Origin of the sequence: Pedobacter gandavensis (genome assembly GCF_032678745.1) — a bacterium.
In the GTDB taxonomy this organism is placed as follows: Bacteria; Bacteroidota; Bacteroidia; order Sphingobacteriales; family Sphingobacteriaceae; genus Pedobacter; species Pedobacter gandavensis_C.
Window position 1 is genome coordinate 56544 of the sequence record NZ_JAVTST010000011.1, and the last position, 21675, is coordinate 78218.

Sequence of the window (21675 nt, forward strand, 5' to 3'; positions counted from 1 at the left end):
ATGGCTCCTAAACAGAATTTACCGCTGGTTATTACGCTTCTTTTTCTTGATTATTTTGAATATAAAGTACTGAAATAGCACCCAGAATCATAAAAATTCCCGCCAGTACAATCGCATAAATCGCTTTCCCATCATAGAACTTCTCAACAATCATCCCTCCAAAAAAACCGTTTATGATTTGAGGCATTGTAATGAAGAAGTTGAAAATCCCCATATATACACCCATTTTACGTGCAGGAATCGAGCTGGATAAAATCGCATATGGCATAGAAAGGATACTTCCCCAAGCCAGACCTATGCCAATCATGGAATAGATGAGGTGTTGTGGATTTGTGATAAAATAAATAGACAACAAGCCCAATCCCCCTGCTGTTAATGAAAAGGCATGAACAATCTTTCTACTGGTCAACCTGGCAATGGCCGGTAATAAAAGTGCATAAATCGCAGAAACACCATTATAAATCCCAAATAGAATCCCCACCCAATTTCCGGCATCGGCAAACTGTACCGAAGAAGTATCTCCTGGAAGTACCTTATAGATATGTTGGGCAATAGCCGGCGTGGTAAATACCCACATAGAAAAAAGCGCAAACCACGAAAAGAACTGCACCAATCCCAATTGCCTCATTGTTAAAGGCATTTTAGAGAAATCAGTAAAAATAGACATGATGCCCTTTGTCTCTTCTTCTGCAGCTCCGTCATGATAACGTTCCATTTCCTCCGGTGGGTATTCTTTAGTGGTGATGACCGTCCACAAAATGGTGCCCACCAGAACCGCAGCCCCCACATAGAAGGAATAAATCACATTATCCGGAACTTGTCCAACTGCTGCCACTTTTGATACCCCCATGTATTCGGAAAGGATATAGGGTAGCCAAGAACCAGTGATCGCCCCTGCACCAATCAGAAAAGTCTGCATAGAAAAGCCAAAGCTCCTCTGGCTTTCAGGGAGCTTATCTGCGACCAAAGCACGAAATGGTTCCATCGCTACATTGATAGAAGCATCCATAATCATCAGCATCCCCGCTCCAATTATAATAGGTGGTAAAAGACTTGCCATTGCCGCAGAATTTGGCATTAAAATCAATGCAATTGCGGTTAACACCGCACCAATCAGGAAGTATGGCCTTCTTCTACCAAACCTGTTCCAGGTCTTATCACTATAATAACCAATGATAGGCTGTACAATCATCCCTGTTAAAGGTGCTGCTAACCAAAAAAGCGACAAATGTTCTACATCTGCACCATACGTTTGCAGAATTCTGGAAGCATTTCCATTTTGCAATGCAAATCCAAACTGAATTCCGAAAAAACCGGCACTCATGTTAAAAATCTGTAAGGACGACAATCTTGGTTTACTAAGCGCGATTTTCTTTTCCATCAGGTACTAATAATTAAAATTCAATAATTTGAGCAGTTTGGGGTAACACTTTTAAATATAGCGATTGCGACGTATTTTCTACTTTCAACTTAGACAATAAATCTTTGCCTTCTTTAATTCCCAAGTTTTTCAAAATACTTACCGGAATCTCCAGATTCCTTTCTAGCACTTTACTGGCATCAAAGTTGGCCACAATCAGTAACCGTTGTCCATCTGTATACCTCAGAAAGGCATACATGCGCGATTCTCCTAATGGAATTTCCAAAATATCACCCTTGGTAATCGCCCTTGAACTAGTTGCAATGTGCATCAGATCCTTATAAAATGCTCTAAGATTTTGCTGCTTAGAATCTAATAATGCACCATCGAAAGCTCCATTATTCATCCATTTCTGATGCTCCGGCACACCCCAATAATCAAAAATAGTAGTCCGGTTGTCCTCTTTTCCAAAACCCTCTATCCCTTTTCCTGGCTCCCCTACTTCTTGTCCAAAATATAACATCACTGGCCCGGCAGATAACGTAGCAGAAACTACCATTGCGGGAATGGCAAGAGTTGGATCGCCTGCAAAACCAGCAGAAGCAATCCGTTCTTCATCATGGTTCTCTAAAAAGCTCAGCATACGATTACCAAATCCAGCAGTTTGAACCTGCCAGACTTTCGAAATCTCCTGTACATTAGCTCCCTCCTCATTTCTAATCAGCTTTTTTAGGCCATCATATAAGCCAACCTTATCATATAGATAATCAAAATGACCTTTAGTCAGATAGGTCTGATAAACTGCTGGATTGTACGCTTCGCCGATGAAAATTAATCCTGGGTGTTTCATTTTTAATTCAGGAATTACCCATTCCCAAAATTCGACAGGCACCATTTCTGCCATATCACAACGAAAACCATCCACTCCTTTTACCGCCCAATAACTCAGAATATCTCTCATCTTGAGCCATACTCCAGGCCTTGGATTAAAATATTGTTGTTCGCCATTAGCATAATCCAACCCATAGTTCAATTTAACAGTTTCGTACCAATCGTCTTTTGAAGGAATTGCTGAAAACACATTATTTCCGGTTGCTTTGGCTGGAATCTCCTTAAAATTTTGGTCTTCCAGAGGTCTTAAGGCATTTGCCAATTCATTCCTTACCGGAACTACGAGATCTTTTCCGGGAATATAATAGTAATCATTAACCGGACTAAAACTCTTACCAAGGTCATCTTCAGCGCCAAAATCTTTGATACCTGCTGGCTTCGCTAAAGAATAGTAACTACGAGCTACATGATTGGGCACAAAATCAATGATCACTTTCATCCCCTTTTGATGTGTTCTAGCAATTAAAGCTTCAAACTCTAACATTCGATCTTTCACATCTACTGCTAGATCGGGATCTACATCATAGTAATCGCTGATCGCATAAGGAGATCCTGCGCGCCCTTTTACTACATCTGCATCAGCAGTGGGAATGCCAAAGGCACTATAGTCGGTCAAGCTAGCATGGGCAATTACGCCGGTATACCACACATGACTTACGCCTAATTCTTTAATTCCATCCAGCGCCTTGTTATTAATATCGGCAAACTTTCCAGAACCATTCTGCTGAATGGTTCCATAAGGGATATTCTGACTTTGTTTATTACCAAATAACCTGGGCAATAATTGATAAATAATAGGTTTGGTCTGGGCCATACTTTGACTTGAAAATCCGACAAATGCGCATGCGGTAAAAATGACTACAAGGAAAAGTCCTCTTTTATCCTTAGATAATTCTTTTACACCACTAAATTTCATACCAGCGAACCTTTATAAGCTATTGTTTTTTCTCCCGGAGGAATAGTATACAACTGTTCAAAAACTTTCATTTCTACAGTCTCTTCAGAATTGTTTCTAATGATTAACTCTGATTCATTAATCTGAACCTTCAACTGTATACCTCTAAAGCCAATTGTAAAAGAAAAAGCAGACCAGTTCTTCGGTAAGAATGGCTGGAAAGACAATTTTCCATCACGCACACGCATTCCAGCAAATCCTTCTACCACACTCATCCAGGTACCAGCCATAGAGGTAATGTGCAATCCATCCTCAGTATCATTGTTATAATCGTCCAAATCCAGTCGGGCAGTCCGCAGGTAAAACTCATAAGCTTTTTCCTCGTCATTTAACTTTGCAGCAAGGATACTATGAACACATGGTGATAAAGAGCTCTCATGTACAGTTCTGCTTTCATAGAAGTTGAAGTTTCTTCTAAGCGTTTCCAGGTCGTATTCTTCTTCAAAGAAATACATTCCCTGCAATACATCTGCTTGTTTGATGTAGCAAGAACGTAAAATCCGATCCCAGCTCCACTTTTGGTTTAATGGACGTTGATCAGCAGGTAAATCTTTAACCAATATCTGCTCCTTATCCATAAAACCGTCCTGTTGCAAGAACACATTTTCCCCCTCATGATAAGGATAGTACATATGTGTAGCTATAGCATTCCAGTCCTTAAATTCCGACAAGTCATTAAGATTTGTCTTTTCAACAATTCTCAAATACTGTCCCGGTGCCTGAGCTTTTAATTTTCCTGCAACTTCCATGGTATAAGTTAAACACCATGCTGCTAATTTATTTGTGTACCAGTTATTATTGATGTTATTTTCATATTCATTGGGCCCGGTTACGCCAAGCATCACAAACTTATTTTTCTCTGCGCTCCAGTTTACCCTTTGTTTCCAGAACCTGGCGATGCCAATTAATACTTCCAATCCATATTCCTCCAGGTAACTATGGTCTCCTGTATAACGGACATAATTGAAAATCGCAAAGGCAATAGCCCCGTTCCTATGAATCTCCTCAAAAGTAATCTCCCACTCATTGTGGCACTCTTCCCCATTCATCGTTACCATTGGATATAAAGCAGCACCATTGTTAAAACCAAGCTTAACGGCATTTTCTATTGCTTTATCCAGATGTTTATAGCGATAGATCAGTAAGTTTTTTGCCACCTCCTGTGGGGCTACAGATAGATAAAAAGGAATACAATATGCTTCGGTGTCCCAATAGGTTGAGCCACCGTATTTTTCTCCTGTGAAACCTTTAGGCCCTATATTTAAACGGGCGTCTTTACCAGTATAAGTCTGGTTAAGTTGAAAAATATTAAATCGTATCGCTTGTTGAGCGGCTACATCACCATCAATCACAATATCTCCTTCTTCCCATTTCTGTGCCCAGGCAATGGCCTGCTCTTGTTTCAATTGCTCAAAACCTTTCTCCGAGGCCTTCAAAATAGTTGCTTTTGCAGCGCTCAATAAATCTGATTTATCGTAGTTCTGCGAAGATAAGTTGGCTGCGATCTTATACAAATCAATCACCTCATTTTGAGCTAATGCAAAAGAAGTCTTCTGACCAAGGTATTTATCTTTGGCCAACGGAATTAACGTTTGCAGCTCGCCATTCTTGAAAATCCTGGTCTGACTTGCCGTACATACCTCAAATTCCGTTTTCTTAGTCCTAAGCACTAAGTAATCGGCATTTCTTTCCTGGTGCTGCGACACTTCTTCCCAGAACTTCTCATCATAATTCGAGTCTTGGTTTTTCACGTCACCATCAATAAATGAAGTCATGCTAATCTGACCTTCAAAATTAAGGGCTTTAATGTGGTAATGTAAAGCAGCCACCTCATCGTCTACAATACTGCAAAAACGGGTCGACTCCACTTGTACCATTTTACCACTTTTCAATTTGGCAGTAAACTGGCGGCCCAAAGTTCCTTCTTTCATATTCAGTACCCGTTTAAAATCGGTTACTGCGGCAGTATTCAGGTCTAACATTTCTCCATCAATCTGGATGTTTAAACCAATCCAATTTGTCGCATTCAATACTTTGGCAAAATATTCTGGATAACCATTTTTCCACCAGCCTACGCGAGTTTTATCCGGATAATATACTCCAGCTACATAATTACCCTTCAAAGTTTCTCCAGTATAATCCTCTTCAAAATTGGCACGTTGCCCCATTCTGCCGTTTCCAATACTGAATAAACTCTCTGATATTTTATTTAAATGAGGATCAAAACCTTCCTCAATAATGTTCCACTCGTCTGCTTTTATATAATTTTTCATGGTATATGCTGCTCTGGTATTCCGGCGGTTGATGTAACCGGAACACGTTTTCATTTATTTTTCTATTCGACCCACCTGTTGTGCGTTTTCGATTAATGTCTTTTCATTCGTGCTAATTCGGCTTAGCTATAAAAGCAATGTGCTATAGTGATCCCTTTATACTTAAGCAATTGCTCCATGAATATTTTCTTAGTGATTTCTCAATGCTTCAATCTCGCTGATCGTAATTTCCGAGAGGTCGTTGATGACCACATGTGCTCCGGGTAAATGCTCAGTTTTACCTATCCCTACCACCATCATATCCGCCGCCAATGCCGCCTGTACACCTGCTAGTGCATCCTCAAATACCAAACAATTTTCTTTAGCGGTATTCAACAATTCCGCAGCCTTCAAAAATACTTCCGGATCTGGCTTGGAGCTCGTCACCGAATTTCCGTCTACGATGGCATCAAAAAAGTGAGCCAGTTCCGTCCGTTCCAAAATCAGGGAAGAATTCTTGCTGGCAGAGCCAAGGGCAATTTTAATCCCTGCTGCTTTCAAATCGGTCAGCAGTTCCAGTGAACCCGGCAATACTTCTTTAACCGTCATCTTACTAATCATGGCCACATATTGTTCATTCTTCTTTGCGGCTAATTCTTCCTTTTCTGCGGATGATTTCTCTATCCCTCCCCATTGAAGGATCATATCTAATGAGCGCATTCTATTCACGCCTTTCAGCTGTTCGTTTTGTAGTTCTGTAAAATCAAAGCCTAAGGAATTGGCCAGCTGTTTCCAAGCCTGATAATGATAAACGGCGGTATCTACCAATACGCCATCCAGGTCGAAAATACAAGCAATAGGTTCTTTAGTATGTTGCATTTATATCGTATTAATTTAATTCTAAAACCAATGTGGTCTTTGCAGGCACAGCGATATTTTTTAAGGAGTTTATTTTTTCTTTGGTTATCACATTTATAGCGGAATTCATCTGACCCATTCTTTCGTCAAACCTTGAAGTTTCTAGATTTTTCGCTTGATCATCGATATTGACGATCACCATAACGGTTTTTCCAGCTTCCGGCAGATATCTGAAATAAGTATAGATTCCATTTTCAGGTACATACTGCATCATTTTCCCGGTTTGTAAGGCCGGACTGTTTTTTCTGTAATTGGCCAGTATACGAACAAAGTTCCAGGCTTCATTTTCCTGTGCCGTACGACCAGCTACAGTAAATTTGTCTGTTTTGTCACCCGGCCATCCACCAGGGAAATCGGAGCGTACCAAACCATCAGGATCTGAATAGTTCTTCATTAAGATCTCTGTTCCGTAATACATTTGTGGAATTCCTCTTAGGGTAAGTAATAGAGCCATACCAGATTTATACTTGTCAATATCTTCTTTCACCATGGAATAAAACCTACTCATGTCATGGTTATCCATGAAAATCACATTACGGTCGGCATCCTGGTAAAGGAAATCTTGTGCTATGGTCGTGTATAGTCTAAATATCCCATCTGTCCAGCCAGATTTCCCATTCAAAGCTTCATAAATTGCATTTTTTAGCACGGCATCAGTTACACCAGGAAGTTCCGTATCGAAACCCCTGCTTACCGTATTTCCACCAGTAAAATAAGCTTGTGCGGCTGCGGAATTCACCAAGGTTTCTCCAAAAACGGAAAGCGTTGGAAACTCTGCTTTTATCTTGATCGCCCAGTCTCTCATGTAGTCCGGGTCGTTATATGGATAAGTATCTAACCTTAGTCCGTCGATTCCTGCATCTTCTACCCACCAGATGTGGTTTTGTGTCAGGTAATTCTGTACATAAGGATTTCTTTGGTTGAGGTCTGGCATACTAGGTACAAACCATCCGTCCAGCATTTTCTTTTGATCAGCTTTTGAAGCATGAGGATCCATCACCGGCTCATCGCGATAGCTGGTCTGCGTATACACTGGCCACTGGTTTACCCAGTCTTTCATTGGCATATCTTTATAGAACCAATGTCCGGTGCCCACATGGTTGTGTACAATATCTTTCACTACTTTCATTCCATTTTCATGTACTTTATCTACGAAAGATTTGTACAGTGCCAGGTTTCCATAGCGTGGATCTATCTTATAGTGATCCGTAGCAGCATAGCCATGGTACGAAGCATTGGCCATGTCATTTTCAATTTCCGGAGTCATCCAGATAGTGGTTACGCCTAAATCTTTCAGGTAATCTAACTTATTGATCAATCCCTGTAAATCTCCACCATGGCGGTAATACATAGAATCTCTGTTCAATTTTGTTTCCTGCATCCCTTTAATCACATCATTTTTCGGGTCGCCATTAGAAAAGCGGTCCGGCATCAGCAGGTAAATCAAATCTTTGCTGCTCACTCCTTGTATCCGGCTGGAGTTAGCAGTTCTGTTTTTCAGCTCATAAGTATACTGCAGTACCTTCTTCCCTCCTTTGGTAAAAGCAATAGAGAATTTTCCCGCAGCAGCAGATTCAGAAATTTCAAGATCCAAGAACAGGTAATTGGGATTTTCAACTTTATTAGCGCTCAGCAGCTTTACTCCAGGGTAATACAGTTCAACTCCCAACTCAGCAATACGTTCGCCATGGACCAACAATTGAAGCTTAGGATTTTTCATACCAACCCACCAGTACATCGGTTCAATGCGCTCCAATTTTTGGGCAAAGGTGGTCACAGAAATACTCAGGAGTAGTAAAAGGATGATTTTTTTCATAAGCAAGAGAATAAGAATTCGAATTAAAAAAAACAGGTAGTCCAGCATGTCATGAAAACCTGCGGGACTACCTATTTGGATATTAGTTTTTAACGAGTGTATATTTTAAATTGGGGATATCGAAGGTAACAGTATAGTTTCCTGCTTCGGAGACTGGAATATTGGTGCTGGCATTAAATACTAGATTACCGCCACTTCCACCATAGTTGAAATCATAGGCACGATTCGCTCTGAACTTCAATTCTCCAGCTAACAGATCTGTAGTTACTTTATAGGTGCCTTTTCCGTCATTGATGAATTTCATATCAATATCACTACCCCATCCCAACGGCGTAGCACTACCTGTCATCGCCCATATTTTTGACTCTTCAAACTTAAAACTTTTCGCATTCATATCTACTGTAATCAGTTGTGGGCCAGCTTTTGGTGCTACGAGATTACCCGCATTCCCTGCACTACTTAGCAATTCGTTAAGTACGCCATAGGAAAGATCCCAGTTCTTTTGAGGGGTAATTTTAAACTCAAACTGTCCCGTAGGAAATACAATAATCCCTGAGTATTTACCGTCACTATCTGGAGAAACCAGGCTATCAGCTGTTGCTGGTGCCCATCCCTGATAAGCGCCTGGCGCATAAACCCAGGTAGCAGCAAAATAGGGTGTAGCTTTTAGTGTCAACACATTCGAATAAGTGATTGCATTTGGTGCCGGAGCAGATTTTAATCTTACTTCCAATTCCGCAGGAACTTCAGCTTTTAGTCCGAAACCAAGCAAAATGGCATTGATATCAGCTACCTTTGGCGCATAGCTAGTGGTAGTTACGACAACTTCCTTAGGATTAGAGAAGTTTTTACCTTTCACATCAATCTGAATGATGGTAGTCACGGGAATAACTGTCCCTGTGATTACAGGAGCAGGAAATGCAATGGTTACTGCCGTACTCGTTGCGGCAGCTAATGATAAATTAAGTGTTGTGGTGCTCGCAGTTAGCGTACCTGCCGGACTCACATTTGATACGAGTTCTTTTCCATCCTTTTTACAGGACCATAAACCTATGGTTACTAAAACCAAGGAAATATATTTTATGATATTTGATTTCATCTTAATTTCTTTCTTACGGTTAATAACCAGGATTTTGAACTAGATTGGTGTTGGCAATCATGTCTGCTAGAGGTAGAGGATACAGATTACGTGTTGCAGCTACTCCAATACCTGATTTTGCACCACCTTTAAAAGGCCATAGATATCCACCCTCCGTAAACTTTTTATAGCGGATCAAATCTGTACGGCGGAAACCTTCCCAGTACAATTCTCTACCACGCTCATCCAGAAAGAAATCAACGCTTAAAGAAGATACATTTCCTGAGGTATTACCATAAGCACGCTGACGCAAACCATTTACATATTTTAACGCTTGTTCTGCAGTACCTCCGGTACCACCACGTGTTACCGCTTCCCCATAGATCAGGTATTGCTCTGCCAGGCGGAATAATGCAAAATCTAAAGAACTGAACTTTCCTTCGATTGAAGGTGCAGGAACGTCTTTTGAATCCACATTTCTAAATTTCACTACCCTCAAACCATCAGTAAAAGTATTTGCATCATCATTTTCCAGTTTAACACCAAAGAACAAGGCTCTTTTATCGGTAGCACCGCTATAGTCAGTAAATAACTGAGGCAGGTTAATACGGCTACGATTACCACCCCATCCACCTGTTGGTACACCAAACTCGGCAGGCTTCATATCTCCGTTAATTGCCGCATTGATCAGGTAAGTAGTTCCACCATCATTTTGCGTATGCAAACCATCATAATTGATCGTTAAAATGTTTTCTTTACTCGTGTTGCGGCTGTCTGTCAGGAACAAGTTTTTGTAAACTGTTGACAAAGCATAACCACTGTTGATCACTTTACTAGCATAAGTAATGGCATCTGTATACCTGGCAGTACCTGTATATACTTCGGCATTCAGGTATAATCTGGCTAACAATGACCAATCTGCACCCTTATCTGCACGTCCATATTCATTGTCTCTAGGTTCAGCCAAATCAACTTCAATTGCTTTCAATTCAGATTCCACGTATTTGAAAAGCTCTGCTCTTTGAATTTGTATAGGAGGCACTTTTCCAATGAGGTCATTCTCTGTTACAAAAGGAGGATTCCCGTAACCATCCAGTAACACCCAATATTGGAAGGCACGCAGGAAGCGTGCTTCTGCACGGTAGCGTTGCACATTTGTTGCGTCAGCTCCAGTGATTCCACGGCTTGCTAATTTTTCCGGAGTACTCTCTCTCAGGAAATCATTACACACAGTAATCTGGTAAATACTTCTCGAATATAATCCTCTGATAAAGATGTTTTCCGAAGTCCAGGTCATCTTATTCAATTCAGGAATTCCTTCATCATTCCATCCGCAGATCGCCTCATCAGTAGGCAACTCCTGCGACATCCAGAATAACCTCAGAAAATCTGTAAAGCCGGGATTTAATCCGCCGATATCACTTTCCCCGGTCGCGCCGCTTGAGTGTGTTAAAGCATAACTTGCATATAGTTTAACCAATTGGTTTTTATACCCTGCTGGTGTAGCATAAGCCTGATCCGCTACCAAATCATTAGTAGGTCGTAGGTTCAAGTCGTTTTTTTTACATGAACTGATAAAAATCAGTAAAACACTTGATATGGTGAATATTCTAAATAAATTTCTCATCCTGATAAAAATTAAAAGCCAACATTTAAGCCCAATGTATAAGTTCTAGGTCTTGGGTATAAGTTATAATCGATACCCGTAGTACTTTCCGGATCCAATCCTTTATACTTGGTCCATACAAATACATTCTGAACATTTGCCGACACGCGAAGTGTGGTATTTCCAGTTCTAGAGATCTTTCCTGCATTAAATGCCAATCCTGCATTGTCCATTTTCAGGAAGGAAGCATTTTTCACATAGTAATCACTCAGGTATTCATTATTGGTAAAATTGGTATTGTAAACATCTACATTGGCATTATTGATCAATCCACTTGGACTTAAAATATTGCTTCTTACTCCAAAATTTGAAGACACATTATCATAGATATAGTTGCCGATATTTGCTCTCATGACAGTGCTTACTGTCCATTTCTTATAGCTGAAAGCACTGTTGAAACCGAAAGTAAACTTAGGATCCGGAGAATGATAGAAATACATATCATCTGTATTAGACACTCCATTGCCATTTAAGTCCGCATAAACTCCCTGTAAAGGCATTCCATTTCCATCATATATTTGTTTCTTCACATAGAAGGATTGTGGTGTCTGACCAATTGCATTGTATTTTATGTTGTTTCCGGTACCTCCTGTGATCCCACCAGCATCGATTTTGAAATTAGGGTCAGAATCAAACGTAAGGTTCGTTACTTTTCTGTTGTTATAAGCCATGTTCACACCGATGTCCCAGTTTGTATTATCAGATTTGATCAGGGCAACATTGATGCTCGCTTCTAAACCACGAACGTCCATATTTCCCACGTTTGTCAGCAATCGGTTACTATAATTTGTTCCCGATGAAATATCTACGGTAGATAAAAGGTCTTTAGTTTTTTTGTAATACACATCTACACTACCGTAAACTCTGCCTTTGAACAAACCGTAATCCATTCCCACATTATAAGTAGCGGTGGTTTCCCATTTCAAAACTCGCTCATAAGCGGATGGAGTATAGTAGTCATAAAAAGTGTCACCAATCTGGTATTGTCCCTGGTTGCTGTTTCTATAATACTTTGCCATATAGTTATAGTTACCAATCCCGTCTTTATTTCCGGTTTGCCCATAACTTAACCTTAATTTCAAGTCAGAAAACACTTTACTATCTTTCATAAAATCTTCCCCGATTGCTCTCCATGTAAAACCTACAGAAGGAAAATATCCCCAGCGGTAATCTTGGTCGAATCTCGAAGATCCATCCGATCGCATGGTGGCAGAAAGAATGTAATTATCTGCGTAGGTATAAATCAAACGACCATAAAAAGATTCCAATTTTTCTCTTTCCACATTAGAGAGATTAGTTGGTTTACTGGTTTCAGAAACCCCATCTGCTTTATAATTCGAAAACCCATAACTAGTGCTGGAATTGTCATAGTAACCATAACCAGCAGTCACATCTATCCTACTTTTTAAACTGGCAATATCTTTTGCATAGTTCAAATAAAACTCGGAAACTTTATTGTTTTGCTCATCTAATGAGCGAGTTTGAAAACCTTCTGTCGCAGCATTCTGTGCTGCATAAGCAGGCACATAAATTCTACCGTATCCTTTAGAGATATCATATCCAAGGTTTAAGTTTGCATGTAATTCTGGAAGGAAATGGAAGGAATAATCAAGTCTGACATTACCAAAACTTCTTTCCGTCTTACCGGTATTGTTGCGTAGGCGAGCCAGAGCAACGGGGTTACGAGGTGCATTCGGGTTTGGCACTGCTCCTTTGACCCACTCAAAATAGTTACCAAACTGGTTATCTGCATTCACTGGTTGAGTCTGGTCAAATTGAATGGCAGCAGCTCTTGCCGCCTCATTTCCGAACCTTGCCTCAGATAAAGATCCATTTAAATGCAGGTCAATTTTCAAATGATCTTTAAATAATCTTGGCGAAAGATTAAAAGTACCGGTTGCCCGTTCGAATTTATCTGTAATTAACAAACCTTGTTTGTCTAGATAACCTGCGGAAACACGGTAAGGTACATTTTTGAAAATACCACCAATACTCAAGGCATTGTCGGTAGAAAAAGCATTTTTATAGATTTCTTTCTGCCAGTCCGTATTGGCATTACCCAATAAAGCGACATAGGTATGGGCAGGATTGTCATCATAGCTCTTATTTCCGTATTGGTTTACATAAGCACGAATTTGATCTGCTGAAAGTACGTCTACAGTTTTGGCAACGGTTTCATAAGAGTTGTTTGTGTTGAAATTAATCACCGGTTCAACAGAACTTCCCTTTTTGGTGGTGATTAAAACAACTCCGTTAGAGGCTCTTGATCCATAAATTGCTGTTGCATTCGCATCTTTCAGGATAGTGAAAGTCTCAATATCATTTGGATTGATCAAGGAAAGCGGACTAGGCGCGTTGTTCACGGTATTTCCACTAAAAGGCACTCCATCAATCACGATTAATGGATCATTACTGGCATTCAGGGAAGCGCCACCACGAATACGAATGGTACTTCCTCCGCCTGGTTGACCACCATTGGAGATCACATTGACACCGGCTACTTTACCCTGGATCAATTGATCTGGTGAAGTAATGGCTCCTTTTTGGAAATCTTTGGCGCTCACTGTAGCGATAGATCCTGTTAAATCTTTCTTTTGTTGGGTACCATAACCAATCACAACTACCTCATTCAAACTCTGGGCATCTGGTTTAAGTGATAAGTTCAATACAGTATTACCGGAGATCGTTACTGCTTGTGATGAAGAAGTATAACCGATATAACTCGCAATAACAGTAGTTGCGCCATTTGATAATCCGCTCAAGCGATATTTCCCGGAGGCGTCGGTAGTGGTACTCTTGTTGATACTTTTGATCTGGATAGATGCACCGGGAAGTGGCAATCCGGTCTCATCTAAGACTGTTCCAGTTAATGAACTGGTTTGTGCCTGGGCTGTCAATGTTGCAAGAACAATGAACAACAATAAACAAGGCTTCAGCAGGTAAAATACTTTCATATTTATAGCTCGTTTTTAGGGTAAATATTTGGTTAGTGTTCGGTGCTTATAATGCTCATGGTAAATAAGCGAAGCGTACTTGAGAAATCAAAATATTATATGTTATTTTTTTTTAACACCATATTTTATACTTTAAAAATCAAAAAATAGGATAATAAATTTGTTTTTGAGTTTTTGAAAAATTAGCAGTAAAAATCATTAATCACTAATTATCAATTACTTACAAACAAAAATTGATTTACAAAGTGTATTTTTTACACTTTGTTGTTTTCGACTGCTTTTTCGGGAACGATACCGGGAACGTTCCCGGGGTTTTTAACAGCTTTCTTAAAACTTGTGGAAAGTCCGAAGCCAAATTCTGCGTAAAATCACAAAACCCTGAAAACTTTTTAAAAAAAACACCTGTTTTTTAGCCAGAAAAAACGGGGGATTTAGGGGGAGAAAAAACGCGTAAAAAAGCCTTTTTTTTTTCTACAAAAAAAGGGCGGTTTAGAAGACATGATCCTGAATCACAGCAACAGTTTTCAATTCAGAGAATTACCATAATAGCCATCTCTCGAGTCAAATTTTATTTTCTGTTGGGATTATTATAATTTTGGGCAACTACATGCTAAATTCCAAGGTATTACGACCTTATATTTTTTCTGTCGAGCGTCTCTTAATCAATTTAGAGTTCAGTACTATCTTTTGATTTGGGTTTACCTCTTCCGGATCTTCCAACATTTTAAACAATAGATTAGCGGCCTCGATTCCAATCTTCGTAGCGGGTTGCGTCACGGTAGTTAAAGAAGGATTAAGTAAGGGTGCAATCTCCAGACTGGAGAAACCAATCACCATCAGTTCATCAGGAATAGAAATCTTCAGGTCATAACAGGCGTAATAGGTGGCAAAGGCAAGTCTTTCTACGGAAGTAAAAATGCCATCTGGTTTAATATCCAATAGCAAACGCTTCAGGATTAAGGAGTTTTTCGCATAGCTATTGGTGCAGTCTACTACCAGACTATCTTCAAAAGGGATATCATACTTCGCCAACGCGTCCAAATAACCTTGCATCCTAAACTTACCGATAGATAGGTTTTTGTTGATCACCAGGTAAGCAATCTTTGTACAGCCTTGTTTAATCAAATGTTCTGTGGCAGAAAAACTGCTGTCATAATCATTGGTAATTACTCTTGGTGTAATGATATCTTCATATACCCTATCAAAAAACACCAAAGGCAGGCGTTTCTGGCTAAGCTCATTCAGATAAGTATGGTCATTTGCTTCTCCGGATACCGACATAATGATCCCATCTGCCCTGCCATTGTGTAAATGTCTGATAAAAGAGACTTCTTTCTCATAATCATCATCTGTGGCATAAATCAAAATATGATAGCCCTTCCCTCTTGCAATTTTTTCAATTCCATGGATGGCCTGCGAGAAAAAATTATTTGCCAATTCTGGAACGATCACGGCAATGGTTTTACTTTTTTGCTCCCTCAGGTTGCTTGCATAATGATTTGGCTGATAATTTAACTCCTTGGCCTTCGCCAGAATCTTTTCTTTCGTTTCCTTACTAATGTCACTATTGTCTCTGAAAGCTCTGGAAACTGTTGAAGTAGATAAATTCAGTGCTTTAGCTAATTGCTTGATATTGATGCTCTCCATCTATGTGCCAATAATGGTTGATATAGAACCATTAATTTAGGGTAAATATAGATGAAAATCTAAACTGCTGGTATTTTCGTAACTAAATAATAATATAGGAAAGCAACAGGTCCGTATTAATTGTGCTACATTAGCTAAAATTACATCAGGGAGAAGCCATACATTCAGTACGGACAAAACAATTTATGGCGAGAAAGATAAAGTTCACAAACACCAATAAATCAACATTTTACACTACAGTCCGAAAGAGAGTTGACGCTTATTTTACAGCAAACAATACCACATCCTACGCCAATCCGGCGATGTGGTTCAAAGTTTTTTTCTTTCTTACTGGCTTAACCAGTATTTATCTACTGTTACTTCTGGGTAATTTCAGCACACCTGTAATGCTGCTATTGGCAGTCCTATTGGGTATGTTTGGTGCCTTTGTAGGTTTTAATGTTTGTCATGATGCCATCCATAAGGCTTTATCACCGAATCCAACGGTAAATAAAATATTCAGTTTTATCTTTAACCTGATTGGTGCCAGTCCATATGTATGGAACATCTGCCACAATATCGTACACCATACCTATACAAATATTGCGGGGCATGATGAGGACATCGATGTGGCGCCAGGTTTAATCCGTTTTTCTACTTCAGAAACGGTAAACAGGGTACAACAATACCAGCATTTCTATGCTTTTGCGTTATACAGTCTGGCCATGCTTTCCTGGGTATTCAGAAAAGATTACAAGAAATTCTTTCAGAAAAAGATTGGTGAACACGTATTGAGTCATCCAAAAATCGAATACTTTAACCTATTTTTTTACAAGGCTATATATTATTTCCTATTTATTGTCCTTCCTTTATTGGTCATGAACATCACTTGGTGGCAATTTATTATTGGTTTTCTGGTGATGCAATTCGCACAAGGATTAGTTTTAGGATTGGTATTTCAGCTGGCACACGTGGTAGAGGCTACAGAATTCCCTTTCCCTAATCAGGAAGGTAATATCGAAGAGGCCTGGGCTGCACATCAGTTACAAACTACTGCTAACTTTGCGGTGAACAGTTCAGTAGCAGCTTTCTTATGTGGAGGTTTAAACAGGCAGGTAGAACACCATTTGTTTCCTAAGATCTGTCACATTCATTATCCGGCGATCAGCAAAATTGTAAAGCAAACTGCAATGGAATACAACCTTCCATATAATGAGTGCCCTACTTTCCTGGATGCTTTAAGATCTCATTACAAGATGTTGAAGAAACTTGGAAAAGAGACCTACAAAAACGACAGGTATGTAAACCGGGTAATTATCCCTTTCCCAGAGCCTGTATTTTTAACTGCTGAGCCAGTTCCTATTCGCAACTAAAAATTCCGTAATCGCTTTTCAGCATAAAGGTATTACTCTATCTCTATAATAGGAATACCTTTTTTATGATCAGTCTCTTCTTATTTCAGGTAATTTCCCTCTTTAAGTACTTTCGCCCATTCCTGATACCCTGCGTCATTGAGGTGTAGTCCGTCGTAGCTAAGGTTTTCTTTCAACTGACCGTCTCCGTCTACAAAATAGCTATACAAATCGATCACTTTAACCCTTTTTGAGGCTAGCTTTTTGATTTCAGAATTAACCCAATTGATATGAACAGCCTTTCCTTTGTGTTTTTGAAAGTTAGTTTTTTGGTTCACCGGTAAGATGGTAAAGAAGTATATTTTAGATGATGATCCTGTTTTGATACGTTTTACTATCTCTTTATAATTACTGACTACAAGGGAATCAGGAATCTCTCTGGAGATGTCATTTGTACCAATAAGGATAAAAATCTTACGTGGATTTGCGTCAATAATTTCTTGCATTCGGTTTAGGATGCCAAAAGTAATATCGCCCGAGATCCCTCTGTTTATTGCGGTTGGCATATCTAGTAATTTAGCCCAATTAGTACCTGCCGTGATGCTATTCCCTAAAAAAACCACATCATTTTTGGAAATCGGATCAGTTTTAAACTTTTCCAACCGTTCTATATAGCCCTTAGACTTGTAAGCCGTGTCGTATTTGATCGACTGAGCATTGGTATTTATTGGTGCTAAAAGAAAGATCAGGCTAATTCCGCAGATTAGCTGTGCAAGTATTTTTTTCATATACCTACTAAACTACGAATAACCTGATCTTTATGAAAGCGAAAATATTAGCAGGTACCATGGAAAACCATACCACCCACCGCGGCACTTAAGGCATCAATAAGTTCGGATAATCGGAAATGATGCCATCTACTTTCAAATCTTTAAGTGCCTGAATATCTTTTGCTGAATTTACCGTCCATGGAATCACTTTAATCTCTTTATCGTGGCATTTCTTTACCAGCTCGGCATTTACCATTTTATAAGCAGGGCTCAGAATGAAAGGTGAAAAACCTAGATCTGCAAGGTTTTCCTCGACGCTTTTCTGGTTAGACACCAGGTAAGAAGTTCTTACTTCCGGGTATTTTTTATTTAAAATCTGTAAGGTTCTTTTATCAAAAGACTGGATTACCACAAATGGAGCAATTCCCTTCTTCTCTATCACTGACATCAATAGTTTCACAAAAGTTTCAGGATCTGGGTTCAATACCCCATCTCCTTCCGGACCGCATTTGGTTTCAATATTATAGAACATTTGTTTCTTACCCGTTTGACTTAAATACTGCTGTATTGAATCAATCAATTCTTCCAGGCGAGGGATAAATGTTTTTATCTTTTCCTGTTGAGGAAAGGCAGGGTAATATTTTGAACCCAAATCAAAAGCCTTTAATTGCCCATAGGTCATTTGATACACAGGGTATTTTTTAGCATCTGATGGAAGCAATTCTTTTCCTTTGCCATCCAGCATAAATGCCGGGCTCAAATAATCATCATGCGTTACAACCACTTCCCCGTCTTTGGTAACATGGGTATCCATTTCCAATGTTGTTACTCCCAGGTTTATTGCCTTTATCATGGCCGGGATGGAATTTTCAGGCATTAATCCACGGGCCCCGCGATGACCTTCGGTACTAAAAGTGGGGAAATTTGCCTGTGAGCTCGCTTTTACTTGTGCTGTCAGCTGATCAGAAGATAAACCCATCACAGCGATACACATTAATAAGGAAGTAAATTTCATATTTTCCAGTTTATACTTTTAAGGTTTTCAATTTATGATTAAAAGCAATTCCTAATTTCAACCACAGCAATTAATAATTTTAAATCCTGAATATTTTCATATTCAGGAGCAAGGCATCTCCATACGGTATTCATTCCCAAAGCGGTCTGTAGCCAATACACTTACTTTTTTCACTGAAGGTGGAAAATGTGCAATAAATAAATGATCCATTTTCTGTGGTTCGGCAAATGTTCTGCCCAGAGGCAGTTTATCTCCAAGGTACAGTTTAACCGCTAAAGGATCAAAGCCCTTTTGTTGTTCCAAAGCGCCCATCGGACGGTCATCCAGGAAATAAACGACCTTCCATTCCGGATCCCAGTTCCATACATTGGCAATAACTCTGGTCTGATTGGTTAGCTGATCCACATACATGCTCATCTGCTCCTTTTTATCTTTTCCGGTTGATTTATAATACCAGTTCAATTCATTTCCAGAAACCTCATAAACTCCATATCCTCTTGGCGTACCATCGCTACAGATTGGACCTGTCCACCATGCGCCACAAACTGTTCCATGATTGTGCTCATAAATGCCCTTTTGAATATGATTGGCATTGTAGTGTGTATGCCCAGACATGATGTGTACATTTTTATAACCTGCTAACAAGGCATAGAGATCCGCATTATTTTTCACAGAATTGTATACCGGAATGTGAAGATTTATAATCAAGAGCTGATCTGTTGAAACCTGTTGCAAATCTTTTTCTAGCCAGGCCAATTGATTTTCGGAGATGAAACCATCATATTCCCTTTCTCTACCCAGGTAGCGCACATCATCTAACACTACATAATGAGCTTTTCCTCTGTTGAAAGAATAATAAGTAGGTCCATAAATCTCTTTAAAAGTACGGTCTGAAGTTTCATCTTCTCCTATCCTATAATCCATATCATGGTTTCCCAGTGCCTGGAAAAACGGGATGTTCATTTTTGCCACCGCAGCATTATAATCTTCAAAGAGCGCATGGTTATCCCATACCAGGTCCCCAACTCCTATCCCATGGATCAGGGCATCTGCTCCAAATGAGGCTACCAGTTCCTGAACATCAGGAACAGCGGTCTCCATCATTTGGACCACATCCTTTTTATTCTTGATTTGTGGATCTGCCCAGATGATAAAGCGATGCTGGTGATCGTCTTTTTTTAATCTTTTCAGGTCGAAATTATATTCATTTCTACTGCCCAGGATATGGTAATGACTTGCCAGACTAGCTTTCGTTGGAAATTCATATCCTGCTGGGGTACTTAACCATACAGAAGCCGCCATAAGATCGGTCTTCATCGTATAATTTCCTTTCTTATCCGTCAGCACTACTGAGTAACCATCAGAAACCACCACATTAGCCAGTCCCTTTTTACCGGAAGTTACCTTTCCTTTAATCGTATTCCCTCTTTGCAGTTGCGAAAAGGCTTCGTTATTCAAGCTGACCACCAAACCGGTAGTCAGCAAGCTAAAATTCTGTATAAATAATCTTCTGTTCATGATTTATTTCTCCCACCAAACTTTAGTCATCACGTTATCTCCACCAATGCGATCGGCAGCGACTTTATAATTTTCAGCATTGAACCTGCGCACATCATTGTGGTACATAAAGCGGGTAGGCATTACTCCGTCGTGCAGCATAAATTCTGTTTTCGGCAATTTAGGAAAACCTGTACGACGGTATTCAAACCATTGCTGGTAATCATTGAAAAATAAAGCTAAATACTTCTGATTCATGATTTGCTCCAATGTTCCATTAAAGGCGGCATTAGGGTTGTTAAAATATCCAGCAGGCATCAGACCATTTGGCCATTGGGTAATTGCTGCGGTTACCCCTTTTTCATAAGCTGTTTTAGCTACTGGCAACTCTCCATTGTGCAAAGCTACTTCTGCCTTGATAAATTCGACCTCTGCATAACTCATGATTACCTCATTGATAGGTGTACCTACTGCACTTGGGAACATCAGGTCCCCATTAGGACCGCTTGGCGTAAAGCCAAACTGTGAATCCTGACCTGAATGTCCGGCCGTATATCCTTTAAAACCTAAATCTACCGGAACTTTATCTATAATTTTTGAGGCTCTGGTCATAAACAAGGGTCTTCTTGGATCTTCAAGACCATTCAACATGTCTACAAAGAAAGCGCCCATGGCCTCAGAGTTCACATAATCCTGACGTCTACCCCAGGCATAATCATAGGGAGCTATTCCGGAAACCTTAACAATTGCAGCTTCCGCATTGCTGGTAAAAACCGGATATTTTACCGGATCGGCGATCATTGCTTTTAAGCGTTCATAGCTTTTGAATTCTGTTCTTTTAGAAAGGCGTAGCAGCATTCGCATCAACAAGGAGTTGTTAAACTTCTGCCAGTTTTCTTTTTTATTAGCGTATAAAAAGTCATTGCCAGACATTGCTCCTTTTTCCGTTGCGTAAATGGTATTGGCATCTTCCAGCTGTTGGATTAAAGAAACGTAGATCTCTTCTTGCGTATCAAAACGAGGCTGGGTAATCTTTTCTTCTGCGCGCATTGCTTCAGAGAAAGGCACATCCCCAAAGCTATCTGTTAGAATTCCGGTGATATAAGCTTTCATTGTTGCCCCTACCGCTTTATAAACCGGCATATTAAACACCTTTGCTGAGGCTTCCATTTCTTTTACATTTCGCAAATATTTATAGCAATTATTCCAGGTTCCATTTCCTTCGGATTCCTGAACATCATAGCGATGAATACCAGCAGAAAGACTTGGGTTGGGAAATCCTACCTGCATCATTTGCCAGGTAAAATTATAACTCCTTACCGTGAAATAAGTACTCATGCCATATACTGTAGGCGTTAATAAGCTTCCAGGAACAGCGGTTTGCACCAAATTAGGGTTGGTATTTAGTTCTTCAAAATCCTTCGTACAAGAAGAAAAAACCATCAGATTCACCAAAGCAAGAATGGCTGCTATCTTTATTTTCATTTGATTATATTTTTTGTAACCTTTTATACTTTTCGGCCAA

14 protein-coding genes are annotated in these 21675 nt (G+C 39.7%); 1 reads left to right on the forward strand and 13 read right to left on the reverse strand.

Annotated elements, in window-relative coordinates:
• Positions 1-31 precede the first annotated feature (31 nt).
• From R2S10_RS23515 to R2S10_RS23555, 9 genes are all read right to left on the reverse strand, one after another.
• Entirely contained in the window at positions 32-1381 is a 1350-nt protein-coding gene (locus R2S10_RS23515) for an MFS transporter (RefSeq protein ID WP_316842844.1), read from the reverse strand.
• Between the two features lie 13 nt (positions 1382-1394).
• Entirely contained in the window at positions 1395-3167 is a 1773-nt protein-coding gene (locus R2S10_RS23520; protein WP_316842845.1) for an alpha-amylase family glycosyl hydrolase, read from the reverse strand.
• Entirely contained in the window at positions 3164-5479 is a 2316-nt protein-coding gene (locus R2S10_RS23525; protein ID WP_410479024.1) for a glycoside hydrolase family 65 protein, read from the reverse strand. Before R2S10_RS23525 ends, R2S10_RS23520 begins: the two co-directional genes overlap by 4 nt.
• 189 nt (positions 5480-5668) lie before the next feature.
• Entirely contained in the window at positions 5669-6337 is a 669-nt protein-coding gene (gene pgmB, locus R2S10_RS23530) for a beta-phosphoglucomutase (RefSeq protein WP_316842847.1), read from the reverse strand.
• Between the two features lie 10 nt (positions 6338-6347).
• Positions 6348-8192, reverse strand: coding sequence for a glycoside hydrolase family 13 protein (locus R2S10_RS23535; RefSeq protein ID WP_316842848.1), 1845 nt, complete (start codon positions 8190-8192; stop codon positions 6348-6350).
• A gap of 82 nt (positions 8193-8274) precedes the next feature.
• Positions 8275-9291 (reverse strand): SusE domain-containing protein, encoded by a 1017-nt coding sequence (locus R2S10_RS23540; RefSeq protein ID WP_316842849.1) that lies wholly within the window; start codon positions 9289-9291, stop codon positions 8275-8277.
• 19 nt (positions 9292-9310) lie between these two features.
• The gene (locus R2S10_RS23545) at positions 9311-10897 is read right to left on the reverse strand and encodes a RagB/SusD family nutrient uptake outer membrane protein (protein ID WP_316842850.1); all 1587 of its coding nucleotides are present in this window, start codon (positions 10895-10897) and stop codon (positions 9311-9313) included.
• A gap of 11 nt (positions 10898-10908) precedes the next feature.
• Complete coding sequence (locus tag R2S10_RS23550) at positions 10909-13890, reverse strand: SusC/RagA family TonB-linked outer membrane protein (RefSeq protein WP_316842851.1); 2982 nt, start codon at positions 13888-13890, stop codon at positions 10909-10911.
• Positions 13891-14523: 633 nt separating this feature from the next.
• Positions 14524-15537: a LacI family DNA-binding transcriptional regulator gene (locus R2S10_RS23555; protein WP_316842852.1), complete on the reverse strand. Its 1014-nt coding sequence runs from the start codon at positions 15535-15537 to the stop codon at positions 14524-14526.
• Between the two features lie 185 nt (positions 15538-15722).
• Here R2S10_RS23555 and R2S10_RS23560 point away from each other — a divergent pair, with 185 nt between their 5' ends.
• Positions 15723-16889, forward strand: coding sequence for an acyl-CoA desaturase (locus tag R2S10_RS23560; RefSeq protein WP_316842853.1), 1167 nt, complete (start codon positions 15723-15725; stop codon positions 16887-16889).
• Between the two features lie 80 nt (positions 16890-16969).
• Here R2S10_RS23560 and R2S10_RS23565 read toward each other — a convergent pair whose 3' ends face one another.
• The 4 genes from R2S10_RS23565 to R2S10_RS23580 form a co-directional block, all read right to left on the reverse strand.
• Positions 16970-17656: a GDSL-type esterase/lipase family protein gene (locus R2S10_RS23565; RefSeq protein ID WP_316842854.1), complete on the reverse strand. Its 687-nt coding sequence runs from the start codon at positions 17654-17656 to the stop codon at positions 16970-16972.
• 88 nt (positions 17657-17744) lie between these two features.
• Positions 17745-18653 carry a glycerophosphodiester phosphodiesterase family protein gene (locus tag R2S10_RS23570; protein WP_316842855.1) on the reverse strand — a complete coding sequence of 303 codons (909 nt, stop codon included), beginning with the start codon at positions 18651-18653 and terminating at the stop codon, positions 17745-17747.
• 102 nt (positions 18654-18755) lie between these two features.
• Positions 18756-20171 carry a calcineurin-like phosphoesterase family protein gene (locus R2S10_RS23575; RefSeq protein WP_316842856.1) on the reverse strand — a complete coding sequence of 472 codons (1416 nt, stop codon included), beginning with the start codon at positions 20169-20171 and terminating at the stop codon, positions 18756-18758.
• Between the two features lie 3 nt (positions 20172-20174).
• Positions 20175-21635, reverse strand: coding sequence for a SusD/RagB family nutrient-binding outer membrane lipoprotein (locus R2S10_RS23580; protein WP_316842857.1), 1461 nt, complete (start codon positions 21633-21635; stop codon positions 20175-20177).
• Positions 21636-21675 lie beyond the last annotated feature (40 nt).

Excerpts from the sequence above, each read along its gene's own strand:
- R2S10_RS23535 (WP_316842848.1), bottom strand. The coding sequence starts at position 8,192 with ATGAAAAAAATCATCCTTTTACTACTCCTGAGTATTTCTGTGACCACC.
- R2S10_RS23550 (WP_316842851.1), bottom strand. The coding sequence starts at position 13,890 with ATGAAAGTATTTTACCTGCTGAAGCCTTGTTTATTGTTGTTCATTGTT.
- R2S10_RS23570 (WP_316842855.1), bottom strand. The coding sequence starts at position 18,653 with ATGAAATTTACTTCCTTATTAATGTGTATCGCTGTGATGGGTTTATCT.
- R2S10_RS23580 (WP_316842857.1), bottom strand. The coding sequence starts at position 21,635 with ATGAAAATAAAGATAGCAGCCATTCTTGCTTTGGTGAATCTGATGGTT.
- R2S10_RS23515 (WP_316842844.1), bottom strand. The coding sequence starts at position 1,381 with ATGGAAAAGAAAATCGCGCTTAGTAAACCAAGATTGTCGTCCTTACAG.
- R2S10_RS23560 (WP_316842853.1), top strand. The coding sequence starts at position 15,723 with ATGGCGAGAAAGATAAAGTTCACAAACACCAATAAATCAACATTTTAC.
- pgmB (WP_316842847.1), bottom strand. The coding sequence starts at position 6,337 with ATGCAACATACTAAAGAACCTATTGCTTGTATTTTCGACCTGGATGGC.
- R2S10_RS23525 (WP_410479024.1), bottom strand. The coding sequence starts at position 5,479 with ATGAAAAATTATATAAAAGCAGACGAGTGGAACATTATTGAGGAAGGT.
- R2S10_RS23555 (WP_316842852.1), bottom strand. The coding sequence starts at position 15,537 with ATGGAGAGCATCAATATCAAGCAATTAGCTAAAGCACTGAATTTATCT.
- R2S10_RS23575 (WP_316842856.1), bottom strand. The coding sequence starts at position 20,171 with ATGAACAGAAGATTATTTATACAGAATTTTAGCTTGCTGACTACCGGT.
- R2S10_RS23565 (WP_316842854.1), bottom strand. The coding sequence starts at position 17,656 with ATGAAAAAAATACTTGCACAGCTAATCTGCGGAATTAGCCTGATCTTT.
- R2S10_RS23545 (WP_316842850.1), bottom strand. The coding sequence starts at position 10,897 with ATGAGAAATTTATTTAGAATATTCACCATATCAAGTGTTTTACTGATT.
- R2S10_RS23520 (WP_316842845.1), bottom strand. The coding sequence starts at position 3,167 with ATGAAATTTAGTGGTGTAAAAGAATTATCTAAGGATAAAAGAGGACTT.
- R2S10_RS23540 (WP_316842849.1), bottom strand. The coding sequence starts at position 9,291 with ATGAAATCAAATATCATAAAATATATTTCCTTGGTTTTAGTAACCATA.